Annotated in this window: 12 protein-coding genes; 7 read left to right on the top strand and 5 right to left on the bottom strand. The window is 37.3% G+C overall.

The features are described 5' to 3' along the window. Nucleotides 1-66: 66 nt before the first annotated feature. Nucleotides 67-1,230, bottom strand: coding sequence for a helix-turn-helix domain-containing protein (locus R9C00_13285; protein WPO38430.1), 1,164 nt, complete (start codon nucleotides 1,228-1,230; stop codon nucleotides 67-69). A gap of 171 nt (nucleotides 1,231-1,401) precedes the next feature. On the opposite strand from R9C00_13285, the gene R9C00_13280 reads away from it, so the two are divergent. The 6 genes from R9C00_13280 (at nucleotide 1,402) to R9C00_13255 (ending at nucleotide 12,257) form a co-directional block, all read left to right on the top strand. Beyond that, nucleotides 1,402-4,449, top strand: coding sequence for a DUF2264 domain-containing protein (locus R9C00_13280; GenBank protein WPO38429.1), 3,048 nt, complete (start codon nucleotides 1,402-1,404; stop codon nucleotides 4,447-4,449). 122 nt (nucleotides 4,450-4,571) lie between these two features. Next, nucleotides 4,572-5,222: a sigma-70 family RNA polymerase sigma factor gene (locus R9C00_13275; protein WPO38428.1), complete on the top strand. Its 651-nt coding sequence runs from the start codon at nucleotides 4,572-4,574 to the stop codon at nucleotides 5,220-5,222. A gap of 276 nt (nucleotides 5,223-5,498) precedes the next feature. Next, the gene (locus R9C00_13270) at nucleotides 5,499-6,365 is read left to right on the top strand and encodes a FecR domain-containing protein (GenBank protein WPO38427.1); all 867 of its coding nucleotides are present in this window, start codon (nucleotides 5,499-5,501) and stop codon (nucleotides 6,363-6,365) included. A 192-nt stretch (nucleotides 6,366-6,557) separates the two neighbouring features. Beyond that, a complete protein-coding gene (locus tag R9C00_13265; GenBank protein WPO38426.1) occupies nucleotides 6,558-9,851 on the top strand; it encodes a TonB-dependent receptor in 3,294 nt (1,097 codons plus the stop codon). Between the two features lie 36 nt (nucleotides 9,852-9,887). Continuing rightward, nucleotides 9,888-11,561, top strand: a complete 1,674-nt coding sequence (locus tag R9C00_13260; protein WPO38425.1) for a RagB/SusD family nutrient uptake outer membrane protein — start codon at nucleotides 9,888-9,890, stop codon at nucleotides 11,559-11,561. Between the two features lie 369 nt (nucleotides 11,562-11,930). Further along, complete coding sequence (locus R9C00_13255; protein WPO38424.1) at nucleotides 11,931-12,257, top strand: hypothetical protein; 327 nt, start codon at nucleotides 11,931-11,933, stop codon at nucleotides 12,255-12,257. A 90-nt stretch (nucleotides 12,258-12,347) separates the two neighbouring features. On the opposite strand, the gene R9C00_13250 is transcribed toward R9C00_13255, so the two are convergent. The 3 genes from R9C00_13250 to R9C00_13240 form a co-directional block, all read right to left on the bottom strand. Beyond that, the gene (locus R9C00_13250) at nucleotides 12,348-12,893 is read right to left on the bottom strand and encodes a TlpA disulfide reductase family protein (protein ID WPO38423.1); all 546 of its coding nucleotides are present in this window, start codon (nucleotides 12,891-12,893) and stop codon (nucleotides 12,348-12,350) included. A 2-nt stretch (nucleotides 12,894-12,895) separates the two neighbouring features. Next, nucleotides 12,896-15,910, bottom strand: coding sequence for a hypothetical protein (locus R9C00_13245; protein WPO38422.1), 3,015 nt, complete (start codon nucleotides 15,908-15,910; stop codon nucleotides 12,896-12,898). A gap of 100 nt (nucleotides 15,911-16,010) precedes the next feature. Beyond that, nucleotides 16,011-17,066 (bottom strand): hypothetical protein, encoded by a 1,056-nt coding sequence (locus tag R9C00_13240; protein WPO38421.1) that lies wholly within the window; start codon nucleotides 17,064-17,066, stop codon nucleotides 16,011-16,013. Between the two features lie 153 nt (nucleotides 17,067-17,219). On the opposite strand from R9C00_13240, the gene R9C00_13235 reads away from it, so the two are divergent. Beyond that, on the top strand, nucleotides 17,220-17,948 hold the full coding sequence (locus R9C00_13235; GenBank protein ID WPO38420.1) for a hypothetical protein: 729 nt from the start codon (nucleotides 17,220-17,222) through the stop codon (nucleotides 17,946-17,948). A 15-nt stretch (nucleotides 17,949-17,963) separates the two neighbouring features. On the opposite strand, the gene R9C00_13230 is transcribed toward R9C00_13235, so the two are convergent. Beyond that, on the bottom strand, nucleotides 17,964-18,356 hold the full coding sequence (locus tag R9C00_13230; protein ID WPO38419.1) for a GtrA family protein: 393 nt from the start codon (nucleotides 18,354-18,356) through the stop codon (nucleotides 17,964-17,966). Nucleotides 18,357-18,371: the final 15 nt, after the last annotated feature.

Here is an 18,371-nt window from a genome sequence, read left to right as displayed (position 1 = left end):
AACATCTTCATATTTACATATAAATGAGAAAGCCTTAAGCATTTTGCATAAGGCTTTCCTGTTTTTTTATGGTTCTATATCTATCAAGACCATTTCCAATTCCATGTTTGTCCGCTCTTTTCCTTTTACTAGATAAAGAGCGGTAAAATATGGCTTGTCAACCAAATATGTGTTGGCAAAAACTTGAAGAGAATCTGTATTGGTAAAATAATCTACGGTTGCCATCACACCCATATCATGATTAGAAAAGAACATTAACTGTTCGGTATCATCCGCACCTTTTTGACTTACAACTAAGGCATATTCTGAGTCACCAGCCATGCTGTCGAAGTAAAAAGAAGTATCATTATTCTGTGAGGAAGAATGGTAAATCAGTGTATCATTTTTAAAATCAAAATGCTTGTTGTGATCATTAAATAACCCAATAAACTTATTATTGTTCTTTGTTGCCCCTACATAAATAGCATTCCCCGCATTTATATCCTGATAATGAGAAGTGTTTGTAAAGCGAATTAAAAAGTCTTGTTTCTGCTTAGCGAAAAGTTTTGTCAGGTGTTTGGTAGCTATTGCACTCATTCCTGTAACATAATTGTAATTAGCTGCAGAAATCTCATTTTTTAGTTCCGGATGGGCTTCACAGAAAGCATAAAACTCTTCTAAGCTATTTATATTATAATCTCTATTCCAGCCTGTGCTACCCGTTGATGTCTTTCCCATTATCCCAAAAAAATCGCCAATAAAAAGCGTAGTGGCATGGTGGTTTTTAAAAAAACAACTCCAAATGGGTATAGTAGGAGTATAATAAGGCTTGAAGGTTGTATAACAAAGAAGAAGTATCAAAATGGCAATTGTAGACCATAAATATTTGTAGTGTTTGTTTTTATCATTTGGTGGAAGAGATGTATTGTCATTTCTTGGCTCGAAACTTACCAAATACTGCCCTTTTTCTATGGTGATTAGCCATAGGTCATTTTTACCTTCTGTTTTGTAATAAGAATTTAATTTTTTCCTAAGATTATACACATTTACCCTTACCCTGGCATTACTTTTTTCAGGATCATAGCTTTTGCCAAGCAGTTCTATGCCAATAGTCGCCTCCTTTATATACTGACCTTCTATTGTTGAAGTCACTAAAAATTGGAGCAGCGCACTACTTGTAGGTGAGTGGGCAAAGGTAGTACTATTGATCACTTTAGCTAACGATTTTAATTTATCTTGTTTGCTTAGCATTTTGTTTCAAGTAATTTAAAGTTTAAGACGAAGGAGTTTTGTATTGTAAATCAATTAGTTAACCCTCCTATTTAACCGTTACAAGTACCGTTAAGCAGCAATAAAGCTACAGAATTTACATGTTAAATCACACCTTGCATCAATTCTTGTATTTTATACACTTTATATGATATGAAAAAACTTACCATTCTTACCTTAGCCATATTGCTTTGTTGGGTTCAACTATCCATTGCTCAAACTATCACCCCCACATCGGTACGCAGGGAAATGCAGAGAGTAGCTGATTGGCAAATTGATCATTTCCGTGATTCTTATAGTTACAAGAGCCCACACCATATAAGAGATTGGACCAATGGAGCTCTCTATGTGGGAATGACCAAATGGGCAGCGATGGCTCCAACTGATACTTATTACAAATGGCTTCGGGAAATAGGAGAGAAGGGGAATTGGGAGCTTCACGAACGCAAATACATGGCTGATGACCATACGGTAGGTCAAATGTATTTGGAGCTGTATCGCAAGTACGGTGATACAGCAATGCTTGCAGGCACAAAAAACAGTTTCGATTATATATTGGACAACCCCTCACCGGCAACGTTAATATGGGAATCTCCTAACAACCAAGATAGGTGGAGCTGGTGCGATGCACTATTTATGGCGCCTCCCGTTTGGGCTAAGTTGGCTAGCATAACAGGTGACAAAAAGTATTCTGACTTTATGCTAAAAGAATACAAGGCTACCACTGAACACTTGTTTGACCAAGAAGAAAACCTTTACTTCAGGGATGGGAGTTTCAAAGGTAGACTTGATGACGATGGGCATAAGATATTCTGGGCCAGAGGGAATGGTTGGGTGTTTGGCGGACTTACTTTGGTGATGGATGAATATGAGCCTGATTCGGAAGAATATAAATACGTTTTAGGCATTTATAAAAAAATGGCGAAAAAGCTTCTTGAAATTCAGACTCCTGAAGGTCACTGGGCTATGAGTTTGTTGGGGCAAGAAAAATATCCTACTCCTGAAACAAGTGGCACTTCATTTTTTACATTCGGATTAGCGTGGGGAATTAATAATGGCGTACTCGATCGAGCTACATATGAACCAGCAGTGGTAAAAGCATGGAGTGCATTAGTGAGTTATATTACAGAAGAAGGGATGTTGGGATATGTGCAGCCTATTGGAGCGGCTCCAGGTAGTGCCTGGCCAGATAAATCTGAAGTTTATGGCACTGGGGCATTTTTATCAGCCGGATCTGAAGTTTATAAAATGTATGGCGGGCAACCTATTTTTCAAATAGAAAACCCTGATTATGACAAAAGCCCGTATACCGGCATGACTCGTGAACATTGGAAAGATGCAGCTAATTATGTCTTGGAAGGAGCATTTGGTTATATCCAAAGAATAGATGATCCAATGAAATTCCCTAAGCTCGAAGGTAGGAGTTACCCAAGAGAAGCTTCACAAATACCAATTGAGAAACTGGAAGGCCTTTGCCGGACGTTGTTTATTGCTGCGCCAATTTTACGTGAAAATCCTGACCTTACTTTTAATAATATAAAAGTAGCAGACTACTATCGCCACCAAATTTTACAATTGCTCAATCCTGAAAGCCCTTCTTTTTTAAAAAATAAAAAAAGAGAAGCTGGTCCTTCACAAATACTAGTAGAATTTGGAGCGTTAGCTATTTCCCTATCCGCTATTCCAGAAATACTTTGGGAACCGCTAACGCAAGCTCAAAAAGACTCATTGGCAGTGAAAATGATAAGTTATGCCGATGGCCCAACTGTTCCGTCGAACTGGAAATTCTTTAATATTTTCATTTTGAGTTTTTTCAAAGAACAAGGTTATAAATTAAACGAAACATTGCTCAAGGAGTATCTTGAAAAGTCATTGGATCACTACCGAGGTGACGGCTGGTACAACGACAACCCTGCTTATGATTACTATAGTATGTGGGCGTTTCAAATGTATGGTAGCTTGTGGGCAGAGCTATACGGCAAAAAACATTTTCCTGAAATAGCAGACCAGTTCATCGAAAACTTTAAGGAGTTAAAAGGAAATTACAGCCACATGTTCAGCCAAGATGGCAAAATGATAATGTGGGGCAGGAGTATAAGTTACCGTATTGGTTCGGTAGTGCCATTTCCACTTATGGGTTATTATACTGAAATGGATGCCAATTGGGGATGGAATAGGCGGATTTCTTCGGGAGTATTGCAGCAGTTTCTGCAGCATCCGCTCATGATGAAAGACGGCGTGCCTACCCTCGGCTTTTATGGAGAATTTGACCCAGCTGTGCAGTACTACAGTTGTAGGGGAAGTGTCTATTGGATGGGAAAAGTTTTCCTAGGGTTGCTCACACCTGAGGACAGCCCGTTTTGGACTGCTACTGAAACTGAAGGTGCATGGGGAAAAGAGCTTAGCCCTGATGAGGCAAACAATATCTTTTTTGAAAAATCAGAAATCCTTGTGACTGATTATACTAATATAGGAGCATCGGAAATAAGAGCTTGGTGTAACGTTCCTTTGAAAAACCAATGGGAGAAATTCCGAGGCAGCGAAAACTACAATCGATTATCCTACAGCAGCGCCTTTCCGTGGCAAGCAGATGGGGAAAATGGAGAAGTTGCCATGAACTATTTGTTCAAAGAAGGCAAAGTAGCTTGGGAAGCTGGAAGATTGTATACGTTCAAAAAATTTGATGAAGGAGTATATTACAGAGATTTGGAGGTAGAAAGCAATAAAGATGTATTATTCAAGCTTGCTGACATTCCCCTCAAAAATGGTATCCTCCGAGTTGATCAATTGAACAGCAAGTCATCAACCCACTTTAGGTTAGGGCATTATGCACTACCTCACATCAATAACTTTATACATAAAGAAAAGCGGAAAGTGGGAAAATACAAGGTGCAAATCATTGGAAATGGTGAATACCAATTAGCTCTTGTTCCACTTTCAGGGTGGGACAGTGCTGAAACTATTACAACCAGTGGCTTACACCCAGAAACCGAGGAAAGTACCATCATGAACTTGAGCAAAAACTATGAGCCAACCTCAAAGCAGCAGGAAGTATTGGCTACGTTGATGTTATGGAAACCTGCTGGGGAGCCTTGGGCGGATGATGAGCTTGATATTGTAAAAAGTATTAAGCCCCAAAAAGGAAATACCGTAAAGGTAATTTTCAAAAATGGTAATGTGCAACTTATCAAATATGATTGATAAGTTGATTTCTAACATGTATTAGTACAATTTTGATTTTAATTAGCAATAATTTTCTGTAAATTGTGCTAGTTGCATGCGATTGTCTCCTCTTCTTTTCGCATCAATTAAATAATATGAAAATGAATGATTTAATTACTATCAAGAAGAGAATAGCTAATAAAAATGATAAAATTGCCTTCAGGCAGTTCTATGAATTTTATTTCGAAAAATTATTTTCATTTGCTCTTCGCTTCTTAAAATCAAGAGAGTTGGCCGAAGAAGTGGTCTCTGAGGTATTTACCAAAGTTTGGATCGATAGAAGCAAACTCCTTGAAATTAAAAACCTAGATACCTATCTGTATGTATTGGTGAAAAACCTTTCACTTACCATCATTAAAAAGTCTTTAAAAGAAAAAAATGCCCATCTGTCGTTAGATGAGTCTCATTTTGATTTTGCCATTGAAAATTTCACTCCTGAAAGCTCTTATTTTGCCGAAGAGCTGCGAAATGAAATTGACAAAGTGGTAGATACACTCCCGATAGCCTGCAAAAACGCATTTTTATTGGTAAAAGAGGACCATCTGACATATGCCGAAGCTGGAGAGATACTTGAAATTTCTCCATTTACGGTTAAAAATCAAGTACTGAAAGCTGTAAAACGCATTCGAGAATACTTGACCATGGCTGCAAAGCAACAAAATTCCCACAAAACTTCATTCAAAAACATTATGCGTTTTGCTCCTTTACTCGTGTTGTTGCAAAACCTTTTGCTTTTTTTAGTTAACAAGTAGTCTATCTTTCTAAAAATTTAGTCCTATAGTTGAAGAGACAATCAAATGTTTGATAACCATTTGTAGTATCAGGAAAAATCCTTTTGAGCAACAAATAGGCTATGTATTCCTCTATGTCAAATAAATGGTTCTTTACACTTAGAATTAACTACAATGTTGAATATAGATGAGATTCTGATAAAAGCTTTTTCCGAAGACAGCCTCAACGAGGAAGAAAAGAAGGTACTTGAAGCATGGAAGGTTCAATCAGAAGAGAATAAGAATGCTTTTACGAAGATGGAAAAGTACTGGAAACATAAGCAGTATGCAAATAAAGGCTCTATGAATAGGGTTTGGGTAGAAATAGATAAGAATATTTTTAAAGAAGAAAAAGTACTTGGACATAGCAAAAAGAGATATTTTAATTTCAGCTTATTTGCTAAAGTCGCCGCGTCCGCAATACTTTTTATGCTGGGGTACTATCACTTCTACCTTTTGCCTCCAAAGAACGTGGAAGTAGAGGATGTTGCCCAAATAAGCAGAGAGAACAAGATAGGGGAGAAAAGAACTATAAAGCTTTCTGACGGCACGGTTATTATTTTAAATGCTGAAAGCAAGTTGAAATTTCCAGAAAGGTTTACACAGGATATTCGAGAAGTGTTTTTAGAAGGTGAGGCATTTTTCGATGTGGCTAAAGACGAAAGTCACCCTTTTATTATTCATACCCAACAACTTAACATTACTGTAAAAGGAACTTCTTTTAACGTCAAAGCATACAAAGATGAAAATAATATTAAAGTTTCTGTGGTGACAGGTCTCGTAGAAGTAAGCAATGGTGAAGAGGTTAAGTTATTGCTTGAGCCAAGCGATAAGGGTGTTTATAACAAAAAGAAAAATAGTATTGTCAAAAAAACTTTTTCTCCAGATGAAATAGTATGGAGTAAGGGCATACTGTTTTTTGAGAATGTAGATTTTAATGAATTAGTTGATCAGTTAGAGCAGTGGTATGGAGTAGAATTCATAGTTCAGAAAGGGAATATTTCCTCAAAAAAAAGCTTTAAAGGACGTTTTGAGAATGAATCTCTTGAAGAGGTTCTTGAAAATATCAGTTTTGCTGGGAAATTTGACTTTGAGATAAAGGGCAAAAAAGTGATTATAAAGTAACCTGAGATTAAGAAAAAAAGTGTTTGTCTAACCATAAAAATAATATGAAAACCTACAAATTCAATAGCAGCTGAAATAGGCTAGGGGAGTAGTTCCCATAAAAAAAACCAACTTGATAAATCAATACTTTGGCGAGAACTGAATATCAAGTTGATCTAGACATAATGATTTACACCATTAATAACCAAAAATATGAAAATAAAAGTATTACTTCAAATTTGGGGCATGGCAAAGTACATGTTTTATGGAGTGTTGATCCAGGTATTCTTATCTAGTTTTTTAATGCCTGAAGACTCTCTCGGACAGAAAGGATCGATTTATGAAATCAAATTAAGCCTCAACGTAGATGAGGCAGGTTTGACAGAGGTGTTTCAAGAAATTGAACACAAAACAGGATTTGCGTTTACTTATTTTGAAGGTGAATTGAATCAGCAAATGGACTCGAAGTTCAATTTCAAATTCAACAATAAGTCACTAGGATTTATTCTAGGTAAAGTTTCAAGTAAAACAGGCTTGGCTTTTAAAAGGATAAACGATAATATTTCCGTTTCTCCATCTTATAGTTCATTAGCTTATGTAGAAGAAAAGAGCGATTTTGACGTGGTCCAACAAAAAGTGACTGGTCGAGTTCTTTCGGAAGAAGATGGGGAACCGCTTCCAGGAGTAAGTATTATAGTTAAAGGCACTTCAACTGGAACCACTACGGATATTGAAGGCGAATTTTCTTTAGATGTAATTGATGGTGCAGTTTTACAGTTTAGCTATATCGGTTTTGTTACCCAAGAAGTTGTTGTAGGCACGCAAACTCAAATTAACGTATCGTTATTACCCGATTTGGCTCAACTTGAGGAAGTAATTGTTGTTGGATATGGTACGCAAAAACGTTCTGATATTACAGGTTCTGTAGCATCGGTTCCTAAGGAAAGGCTCTCTAACTTACCTGTAACAAACGTATTACAAGCTATTCAAGGTACTACAGCAGGTTTGAATATCACGCAGACTTCATCAGTTCCTGGTAGTTCTGCCAATATTCAGATTAGGGGAGTAAACTCGATCAATGCGAATACTAGCCCATTCATCGTACTAGATGGTGTGCCATTCTTTGGCGTAACAAATGATATAAACCCGAATGACATCGAGTCAATCGAAATCTTGAAAGATGCATCTGCTGTAGCTATTTATGGTACACGTGGTGCAAATGGAGTTATTTTGATTACTACCAAGAGAGGATCATCTTTAGACAACAAACCTACCATCCGGTACAATGGGTATGTCGGTTTTGAAGGTATTGCAAATAAGCTGACTCCTATGGGACCTGATCAATACGTCCAAAAATATGCTGACTTTATGGAAGCAAATGATCTTGATCAAACTACTGTTCTTCCAAATGCTGCTGAGATTGAAAATTATAACAACGGTGTTACAAGTGATTGGTTAGACTTGGCAACGCAACCTGGCAAATTGACAGAGCATAACTTAAGTATTTCAGGTAGTACTAATAATTTGCAATACTACGTTTCGGGCTCTCGCTTATCGCAAGACGGTGTTATTAAGGGTTATGAGTTTAAGAAAACTACCTTCAGAACCAACATTGATGCCACTATAAATCCTTTTATAAAAGTTGGTACATCTGCATATTTTGCCGAAAATAATTCAGATGGAGGTAGAGTCAACTTACTTGAAGCTACTGCTATGAGTCCTTATTCTGTGCCGACGGATGAAGATGGTAATAATATAATTTACCCGATGGCTCCTGAGCAGCTATTTGAAAACCCATTGTTAGGGCTTTCAGTGGATAGGGTTGACAGACAAAGAAACCTTACAGGAACTGGATATGCAGAAATAACTCCCATTGAAGGTTTGAAGTACAAATTAAATGCTTCTTATACCTACAAGTTAAGCCGTTTTTCACAATACAGTGGTCGTCAAAACAATGATAACAGCGGAACAGCCAATATAAACAATTGGGAAAATTTAAACTGGGTTGTTGAAAACATCCTTACCTATACAAAAGACATAAACAAACACCATTTTGATGTTACCGCCCTTTATAGTGCCCAAGAAGTAAGTGATATGGGCGTTTATGCTACTTCAAGGGTTTTTATCAACGATGCTTTATCTTACAAAGAACTAAGCGCAGGCACATCTCAAAGTACTGATTCTTATAGCAATAGTTATACATTGCTTTCACAAATGGGCAGACTTAATTATTCTTATGATGGCAGGTACTTGCTAACCTTGACTGCACGTAGAGACGGATATTCTGCATTTGGTTCAAATACAGATAAGTATGGTTTATTTCCATCAATGGCTTTAGGATGGAACATTGCTAACGAAGCATTTGCGCAAGATGTTTCTTGGTTAGATCAGCTGAAGCTTAGGTTCTCGTACGGTCAATCTGGTAATCAAGCAATTGGTGTATACCAAACAGCCTCTACGGCTGCAACTGTTCGTTATCCGTTTGGTGGCACCGCCCTTACTGGAGTTTTGTATGACAAACTTGGCAATTCCAACCTTAATTGGGAGACTACTACAGGCTCTAACCTTGCCTTAGACTTTGGTGTTATCCAGAGTAGAATAAATGGAACTATTGAAGTCTACAAAACTGTCACAAATGACATCTTGCTAAGGAGAAGTTTGCCTGGGATCACTGGTTATACCAATGTGTGGGATAATTTGGGTAAAATGCAGAATGTTGGTTTTGAATTCACCCTTAATACCGTCAATGTCAGTACCGATGACTTTACTTGGGAAACTAATTTAAACTTCTCTACCTTTAAAAACGAAATCGTAGAACTCTACGGTGATGGTCAAGATGATGTTGGTAACAGGTGGTTTATAGGTCAGCCATTGAGAATAGCTTATGACTACGAAAAAATAGGAATTTGGCAAGAAGGGGAGGATGCAGCATCTTCTGATCCTGTAGCAAAACCTGGCGACCTGAAGTTCAAAGATCAAGATGGAGATGGGCAAATCACTGCTGATGACAGGGTAATTCTTGGCAGAACAGATCCTAAGTGGATTGGTGGTATGACTAATACGTTTAAGTATAAAAACTTCAACCTAAGGATTTTCCTTCAGACTTCACAAGGTGGCTTGAGGTCAAACAGAGACCTTACTTATGCCGACGAAGCAGGTAGAAGAAACTTGCCTGATGGTTTCCAATATTGGACACCTGAAAATCCAAGTAACTACTGGCCTTCATTGTCTGCTTATAAAAATTATAGAGGATATGGTTTCAATGAAGATTATAGCTACGTTAGAATCAAAGATGTTACTTTCAGCTATAATATACCTAACACTCTTTTGGAAAAATATAAAATTAAGGGCTTAACTGTATATGCTACAGGTAGAAACCTTTACACTTTCACAGATTGGTTCGGGTGGGATCCTGAGATGAGTTATAGTTCAAGAGGTTCTGATAATTGGACAAACAATTACCCACTGACCAGAACGATTTCATTTGGCGTCAACCTATCTCTTTAGTCACTGGTTTCACCTTTTATAATAAAATATATAGATATGAAATACTTATTTAAATATATTCTAACCCTCTTTTTAAGTTTGTTCATCTTAGGAAGTTGTTCCAATGACTTTCTAGATGAAGTTGTTGAAGATCAATATGCACCAGAAACCTTGAGAGATGAGTTGGGTTTTGAAGCTGCTGCTACTGGTTTGTACAATCACTTTAGTACTATGTATACAAGAACAGATGATCAAACCTTACTTGGCGTATTCCAGTTGGGGACGGATATTACTTGGGCACCAAGTGGCAGGTCAAATGGAGACGCAAGACCATATTTTGATTATACAACGTTGACCTCTACCGATTGGGCATCAAAGAAAATATGGATTTACCTCTACAAGATGATAAACAATGCAAATATACTCATAGAAAATGCAGAGGGAGGAGATGCACAGATCACTGCCGAGCAAAGCAAGATGTATAGTGCAGAGGGTAAATTCTTTAGGGCATATGCATATAACATGCTTGCTACTTTGTATGGCGATGTTCCTTTGTTGTCAGAACCTGTAAAAAGTGCTAGAACAGATTTTGTTAGAAACCCTATAAGCGAGGTGAATAGCCTAATTGTAGAAGATTTGCTTTATGCAGCCCAAAACCTTCCTACTATAGATGATACTAAATACGAAGCTCGAGCAAACCAATCTATGGCTCGCCAATTATTAGGGGAAGCTTATTTGAGAACGGATGAGCCAGCTTTGGCTGAAGCTCAACTTTCGGCAATTATCAACAGTGGTAGGTTTAGTCTTGTAAATTCACGCTACGGTGTACATGCTGGAGATCCTGGCGACCCATTTTCCGATATGTTTTATGTAGGAAATCTACGTCGTTCGCAGGGTAATTCAGAAGCTATTTGGGTGTTGGAACAAGAAAACCCTACTGATGTGCCTGGCGGTAGTACTGGCGCTCCTCAACAAAGAAGGGTTTGGGGTGGTTCTTACCACGACATTCCAGGTATGGTACCTGCCGATTCGTTGGGAGGAAGAGGGTTAGCGAGAATTAGGCTCAATGACTGGGTGCTGTACGGCTTGTACGAAGACGGTGATATGAGAAACTCTCAATACACTATTAAGCGTCAGCATTATTTCAATAATCCAGGGGAGAACTATGATCCAATAAGAGGTTTACCAGTTCCCTATGCTCAAAATGCAGAGTTTACCCTTGCCGATGGATCAACGATTAATATATTTGAAGCTGATTCAGTTTATAAATACGCTCCATATACCTTAAAATGGAAGCAATTTGACGATAGAGATACCTTTGGTTGGGGGCAATGGAAAGACTTTATGATCATGAGGTTAGGAGAAACATATCTGCTTAGAGCTGAAGCTAGATTTAAACAAGGAAATGCTTCTGGGGCAGCAGATGATATTAATATGTTGAGAAACAGGGCAAATACAAGCACTGTGAATGCTAGTGATATCTCCTTAGACTTTATTCTTGATGAAAGAGCAAGAGAACTGGTAGGAGAAGAAAACCGTAGGATGACACTTGTACGTACTGGTACGCTTGTAGAAAGAGCAAAAAGATTGAATGGTACAGCGCCAAGAGCAGATGGAAATATTGAGACCACAAATGGTTTACAAGACTTTCATATGTTGATGCCTATTCCACAAGATGAAATAGATCTCAATAAAGACGCGGTGTTAGAGCAAAACCCAGGGTATAATTAGCAGATAATCAATCCAATAAAACATTTAGAAGAGTCTTAAAAGAAGCCTTATCATGGTGAGGCTTCTTTTTCGTGTAAACCCACTTCAGTAGGAGAGGGGCTTGTGATTTATTTGTTTTTTTTATTTCACCTACTCTTAAAATGTTTTACCCTTTTTAAATCAATTGGAAAGAAAAATAAATTCGAAGTAATGGAGATAGAGTTAGAATCTACTATTTAACATAATATATATTATAAAACAAATATAACTATAATACTATAGCTAATAAAAAGTCGCACGATTTTTTCATGTATAAAATAAGTACGGACTACTTAACTCGTTGTAAGTTTACAACAGTTAAATGAATCCAAAATTTAAAAAAAATAGTTTATGAAAAACGGTAGCATTGTAGCACTGATTCTTCTCCTTGGAGCGATGGTATTAACTCTTACAAATTGTAGCGAGGGAGATGATCCATTAAAATCTTGTTCACAAGAAGAAATTTGTACTGCAAAAAATGTAACAGCTTGCTGTGATGAAGATGTGTGTACCTATCAATTTGATGGGAAAGAATATTCAGAAGCTCAGCTTGACGAGTTGGCGGATGATCTTGGGTGTGCTTCAAGTGCTAGATTATCAGCAGACTCTGAGGAAAGAGAGCAATTGATCAACCAGTTGAGAGCTTTAGTTCAAAGAGCTAAATCAGGCTTAGAATAAACAAAACAAACATCTAGTAAAAAAACAAAGCAGAACGCCGAGTAGTATTCTGCTTTGTTTTTTATGCCCCTCCTATCCCTCAAATAGCCTTCACCAGTTAAAGAAACCAGGGCTTTTTTTCTTGGTAGCTTTTTTTAGTTCCTTTTCTAAGAGCTTTCCCCTAGGATTCACACTAATTACTCGCCTAGAACCATCTATGAGGTAGCTTTGTGGAATACTATTAATTCTATAAGCTTTGGATACTTCATTGTTCCAGCCCTTCAGGTCACTCACATGATACTCCCATTCCAAATCATCCATCTGGACAGCTCGTTTCCAAGCAGCTTTTTTAGTATCAAGAGAAACACTGAATACAGTAAACCCTTCACCTCCTTTAAACTCTTTGTCTTTGTAGGTATGGTAGGCTTCTACCAAGTTAGGGTTTTCTTTCCGGCAAGGTTTGCACCAAGATGCCCAAAAATCTATCAAGACTACCTTTCCTTTCAAAGAAGAAAGCTTAACTTCTTCTCCATCTATATTTGACATTACAATTTCAGGAACTACATCCCCTACTTTGAACTGCTGCGCAGATACGTTAATCGTCAGAAAACTCAATACAATAATTAAATACTTCATCTCTCCATATTTACTTTTCATAATTATTCTACTCCTGTTTCAAAAGACACTAATTTTGGATGGAAAATAAGATTCAACATAGCTTCTTTAGTTCTAACCCTCACCCCCATCAGGTTTCTATCCTTTTTGCTATCTGGTCCATTTTTATCTTTTCCATCTAAACTATACGATCTTAAGTAAATAGAGGTGCGTTTTTCTTCAACTTGATCATCACCCATCTCATCTTGTTCTTCTTTTCTTTTATTGCTTTTACCAAAAAGTATATCATTTACATAAACTCGGAGGTGATACTGATAATCATCCCCAAAACTCTGCATTCCAAGTGCCGAAATATCGAAAGCATTGCTGACAATGTATGTTTTTGGAACATATATGGCGTTCTGGAAAATGAACAAATGTGTGTTTATGGTTTTAAACACCAGAGGATCCAAATCAGATTTTTTGGCACCTGGAATCAAAGGTGCCAGTGAACTAACTGGTTCATATTTGTGAATAGCTCCATTTTCAAGCATCAGATCGCCCGATACCCTCATGTCTGGATATACAATTGAATCCCCAACCATTACCAATTTCAAAAAAAACTCTTCTGTTGAAAGAAGCCCTTCAATGTTTTCAGGATAGATTTCTTCTTGGTAAAGGTTTTCCATTTCCAACAGCAATGTCCGGATATCTAAATCGTCTACTTTTGATTTAATATCCATCTCCATTCTCTCATTTTCCTTCATCTCTATCCTAAGAGATGTATTAATGTCTCCCTTGAATGCCTTGAGTTTTAACTGGTCAATGATATATGTAGTCGGTTTGATATTCATCAATGTGGAAATGTCTTCTAAAAGGGCATCCCCATATTTTAGGCTATTTGCATAAAACTTTCCTTTGACCGTATAATCCATATCCCAAGTTGGAGTATCAGAATCTACTGTAAGCGTGTCAATATCTTCTTCTACATCGGAGCTATCAGAAACCATAAATGTTTCAAGCATGGCATAATCTAAGTCCCCTACCCTCCACACTCCATCTATTTCCAATCTACCAGGCTTGTCTTTTACTACTGTAGTATACAAATTTTTGATCACAGTAGAGTCCGATGAGAATTCTATTCCACTATAAGTCCCACTCAAGTTTTGCACCCTTACCAACTGAGGCGTCACCTCTACTTGTGCATTCAAATGCTGCACATCCATCAACGAATCTGGCATGTCTAATGTTACGTCGGAAAGATTAAGGTCAAAGTTACTCTGATCATAAACGATATTCATCACCTGCTCGGGCAGTGAATCAGACTCAAGATCTAATGTGCCCTCAGAGTGAATTACAGCTTTTACAGAGCCTTTGATATCATCAATAAGTGAATCGGGAATAAACTTTTTTATTTTTAGGAGATCAACATCTATTGTGTTTTGAAGCACAAAAGAGGGATGGTTTAAATTTTTTACAGATATGTTCCCTTTCATTGAAATCCCCACAGTTTCCAGTTTGTTTAAAACCAGGTTGAGCTGAAGAGAATCTAGGTTTGATATTGGTCCACTCCAATTGGCTTTGAAGGAGTTCTTCGAAAGCTGAATATCATATGTTGGGATATTAATATCAAAGCTATCCAAGGTAAGGGCTCTATTTTTATACCCGAGTTTGGCTGACATTTCTTTCACAGAAAGTGTGGAATCTAAGTCAACACCAATATTTTTCAGATCCATTGTAGCCTGAGTTTTATCTAGTAAATACTCTGTAAACTCGTCATTGATAGAATCGGGAAGGACTCCCCTACTCTGCAAATTTATTACCACTTTCCCAGCAAGGTTTTGAGCTACAGAATCGGGTATGAAAGGGTTTAATGAATGTAGATTAGCGCTCAATTTTGATCGAAAATCGTATTTAAGCTCATCAAGGTTAGCCAAAGTCCCCTTTAAGGTAAAGCTATTCCCAATTGCTTGAACGCCAAGTGAATCGATTGAAATAGAAGTTGTTGTGTTGTTTTGCAAATTCCCATTAGTAGCTGAACCTTTTAAGAAAACATGGTTCAACTCAGGATAATCTGCCCATTTTGCATTCCCCTCTGAAAGGCTAAAATCAGCTTCAACATGAGGTAGCTTATCTTCCGAATATACACCTCGAACCTTAGAAGTAACATTGGCTAGGCCTTTAACCTGGCTGAGTTCATATTCATTCAAATAGTTTGCTGGGACATATTTCAGCAATTCTTCTAAAATCAAATCTGATGCGGAAAGATCCAGTTCTGTGCCTATTTCGCCATTATTTCCAAAAGAAACCCTGCCTGTTGCTCCTAGTGAACCTCCTTCTGTTCTAATATCCAATCGTTCGATAGAAATACTATCTGATACAAGCTCAAAGTCAAAGCTCAGATCAGTTTGTTTCATTTTGTACAGATTGGTTTCTCCGTATTCACAATCTGATAATCTAACCACACCCTTAGTCGCTATGGCGGTGGTTAAGCTATCAATTATTACATAGCCTGCAATCTCTTCAATATACGCTTTTGCCTTAGCGCTATTTTGATCATCTCTATAGTAGAGCTCAAGGTCAGCTAAAGTCAGCTTGTCTAAAGTGAAGTTAGTTGCTTGTGCAACCGTATCCTGCTCTTCTATAACAGAGTCTTGAGTGATCAAATAATCATAACCGGAAATACCCGCTGTATCAATTTCATATTTGAGCTGTCCTCCTCGGATCTCTACTTCTCGGACTTGAAATATATTGTCTAGCAAAGGCTCAGACATAACGGAGATGTATAGTTTGTCAAAATAAGCTAACGTATCGATAGGTGCAATAGATCTGGCACTATAGTTTTCAATGTGTTCACCTAGCCACAATCCATTGAATTGAAAAGTAGCTAATGGAAATTCTTTGATAAGTGAGAAAGTTACGCTCTCCATTCCTATGGGGGCATCTAGGTACTCGCTCAGCTCTTCTACAGCCAATTTGGTCAGCCGTTCTTCCATAGCCCAAGCGGTAGCAACAAGCCCTGTAAAAAGAAGAATTATTCCCAATAGGATAAATCCAAAAATTTTAAAAAGTTTTTTCATGTTCGATGCTGAAACAAATTCAGTTCAATTATAATAGAATAATCTTTTTTAAAACAGTTTGCTTCTTTTTATAGTATTCGTAGAGCTATTATTAATACTGTTACCACCTCAAAGATCTTTGCAGAATTTGGCTGTAGGTCATTGAAAGAGCAGAATCGCTTACCTCTAGGGCTCTGGCAGGGCTCAGTATTTGAATATGGTGAGTCAAACCCTCTTTTTTTGTTTCTGGGGAAATGGTGAGTAACCCAAAATTGTTTTGCCCAGAAATATCTATATTGCTAGTTCCCAAAGGAACTGCTATATAAAAATAATGGAAGTATTTAGCCCAGCGTAATTTGCTCTCCAAATTACTTCCTAATTCTGATAAAATTGATACTCCTAAGGTGACAGGTTTTCCTGTTTTCGTGTTGCTTGTTTTAGATATGGCTACTATGTCTATTTTGTTAATCGAATTATCTTCTTCATCTCGGATTACCAAATCGGTGAAGGTGGCAAAACAAGGCAAGTAATATTTTCCCAATGTTCGCTGAACCCAAGACTTGTCCCGCAAGGAGTTTTTAATGTTGGCAGAAGTAAGTTCATCTTCGGAAATGAAATATTTTGACATTTTCTCGGCGTCAGAAACAGTATCCTCCCCTCCTAGCCCAAAATAACCAGGCTCGGCAAACACAGGCTCGGGCTTTGCCGAATTTTTTCTGCCTCGCTCGGTTTTACCTTTTTTCAAAGGTTTGTAAGTCTCCCATATGTCATGAAGCTCATTTCTGATCTTCTCCCCTTTCAACAGCTTCTCTTTGAGAGCTGAGGTAATTTGCGTGGGGGCAATGGTTCTCACTTTTTTGAAAGTTTCCAATTGTTCAGGTGTTGTCTTTATGAGAGTTTCGTCAAGCAAGTCTACATCTTTCAAGTTGCTTAACTCCATATAAGTGCCAGCAGCAGTTTTTGCTCTCCACAGCGTAGAAACATTGATATGGTTAATTGTCGCCAATTGTTTTACGTATTGGGTATAGCTTTTTGCTTTCAGTTCGTACAAATTCTCATTTTCTATTTTATATAAGAGCCTTGCTGTTTTTACCCAGTTCTTTTTATCATCTTTCAATGTTTTCGCAAGTTCCCTTTCTATTTGCTCAAGTAGATTTAATCTTTTAAGAATGTTCATATAATTAACATTTTTAGTTGCAAGTTGCGACTAAATTAGTCATTATATACACAAAAGGCAATTTAAATAGCGTATAAATGTTTATAATATTGACTTTTGTTTTCTTTAATAGTATTTTTGTTAAAAATATTGGCAATACTAAAAACAATAGTCATGGAAGAAACCAACACAGTAACCGTCACACAAGAGGCAAGCCTCTCCCCTATCCTAACAGTTCGATCTATTAAAGTAGGCAAGCATACTTTTGAGCTTTTTATCTTGATGTGCTTAGCTATATTTTCCTTTCAAGATGTAAATGTGGAGGAAGTAAGATTTGCTGAAAAAAAATTAGAGGAAATAGCAACAAAAGCATTAGTAGAATCAAAAAGGGCTTTTATTGCAGAAAGAGAGAAGGCTTTTGCCCTTTTCTCTCTTACGAAAAACTCATCAGCTCATGGCAAAACCGTTTCTATAAATAATTTATACAGGGAAATTGAGGACAGTTTTAATTACAATATTCTATTAAACCTTCCTAATAACCTTTATCCTAAAGACTTAGCCAACCTTTTTGATAAAGGGATTGTAAGGTATGCGCTTGCTGAGCAAGAAAAAAGCAGTATTCCCGCCTCCATTCAACTAGCTCTGATAATAATAAAAAGCAAAAAAGGAACTTTGGTCTACAAAAATGACATATTTGATGAAGGCGATCGTGCCTTTGCATCCTATAAGGACGCATTTAGGTCGAATAGTCTTGCCATCCAAGATACTGAAATGGTCGACATGCTAAATGCAAATGGAAACAATATGAACGAATGGATATTCACCGTTTCTGAAACTGAAGAAGAGTGTGCTTTGCTCAAAAAAGCAATTGAAGAATATCAATTAGATTTACTCGACTTTTAAGAACGAATAGGTTTTTTAAGCAAAAGTGTAAAGATAATTGGCAAAGAAATTCCAGAGCATCACTACCCCAATGGCAAATAGTTTAGCCAAGTAGAAATTCATTTTGTACTTGTCGTTAAGCACCCAAATGATGAAATTATTTATGCCCAACCCGATAGCGGAAATAATTAGAAACTTAGAATATTGCAGGGCAATATCGGGGTTGTTGTCGTGGAAGGTCCAAATGCGATTGAGGATGTAATTACTAGACGCTGCCAACATAAAACCTACACTATTTGCCAGATATTTGTGCTTTTTGAGTACATCTTTAATCAAATATGTAAAGCCAAAATCTATTACAACTCCAAAGGAGCCTACAAGTCCAAACTTTATGAACTTCTTTAAAAACTCAATAGAAATACTATCCATTTAAGGGGATTTAAT

It is taken from the genome of Flammeovirgaceae bacterium SG7u.111, assembly GCA_034044135.1.
Lineage (GTDB): Bacteria > Bacteroidota > Bacteroidia > Cytophagales > Flammeovirgaceae.
The sequence above is the reverse complement of the archived record's forward strand: the minus strand, read 5'-3'. Positions and strand labels throughout refer to the sequence as shown.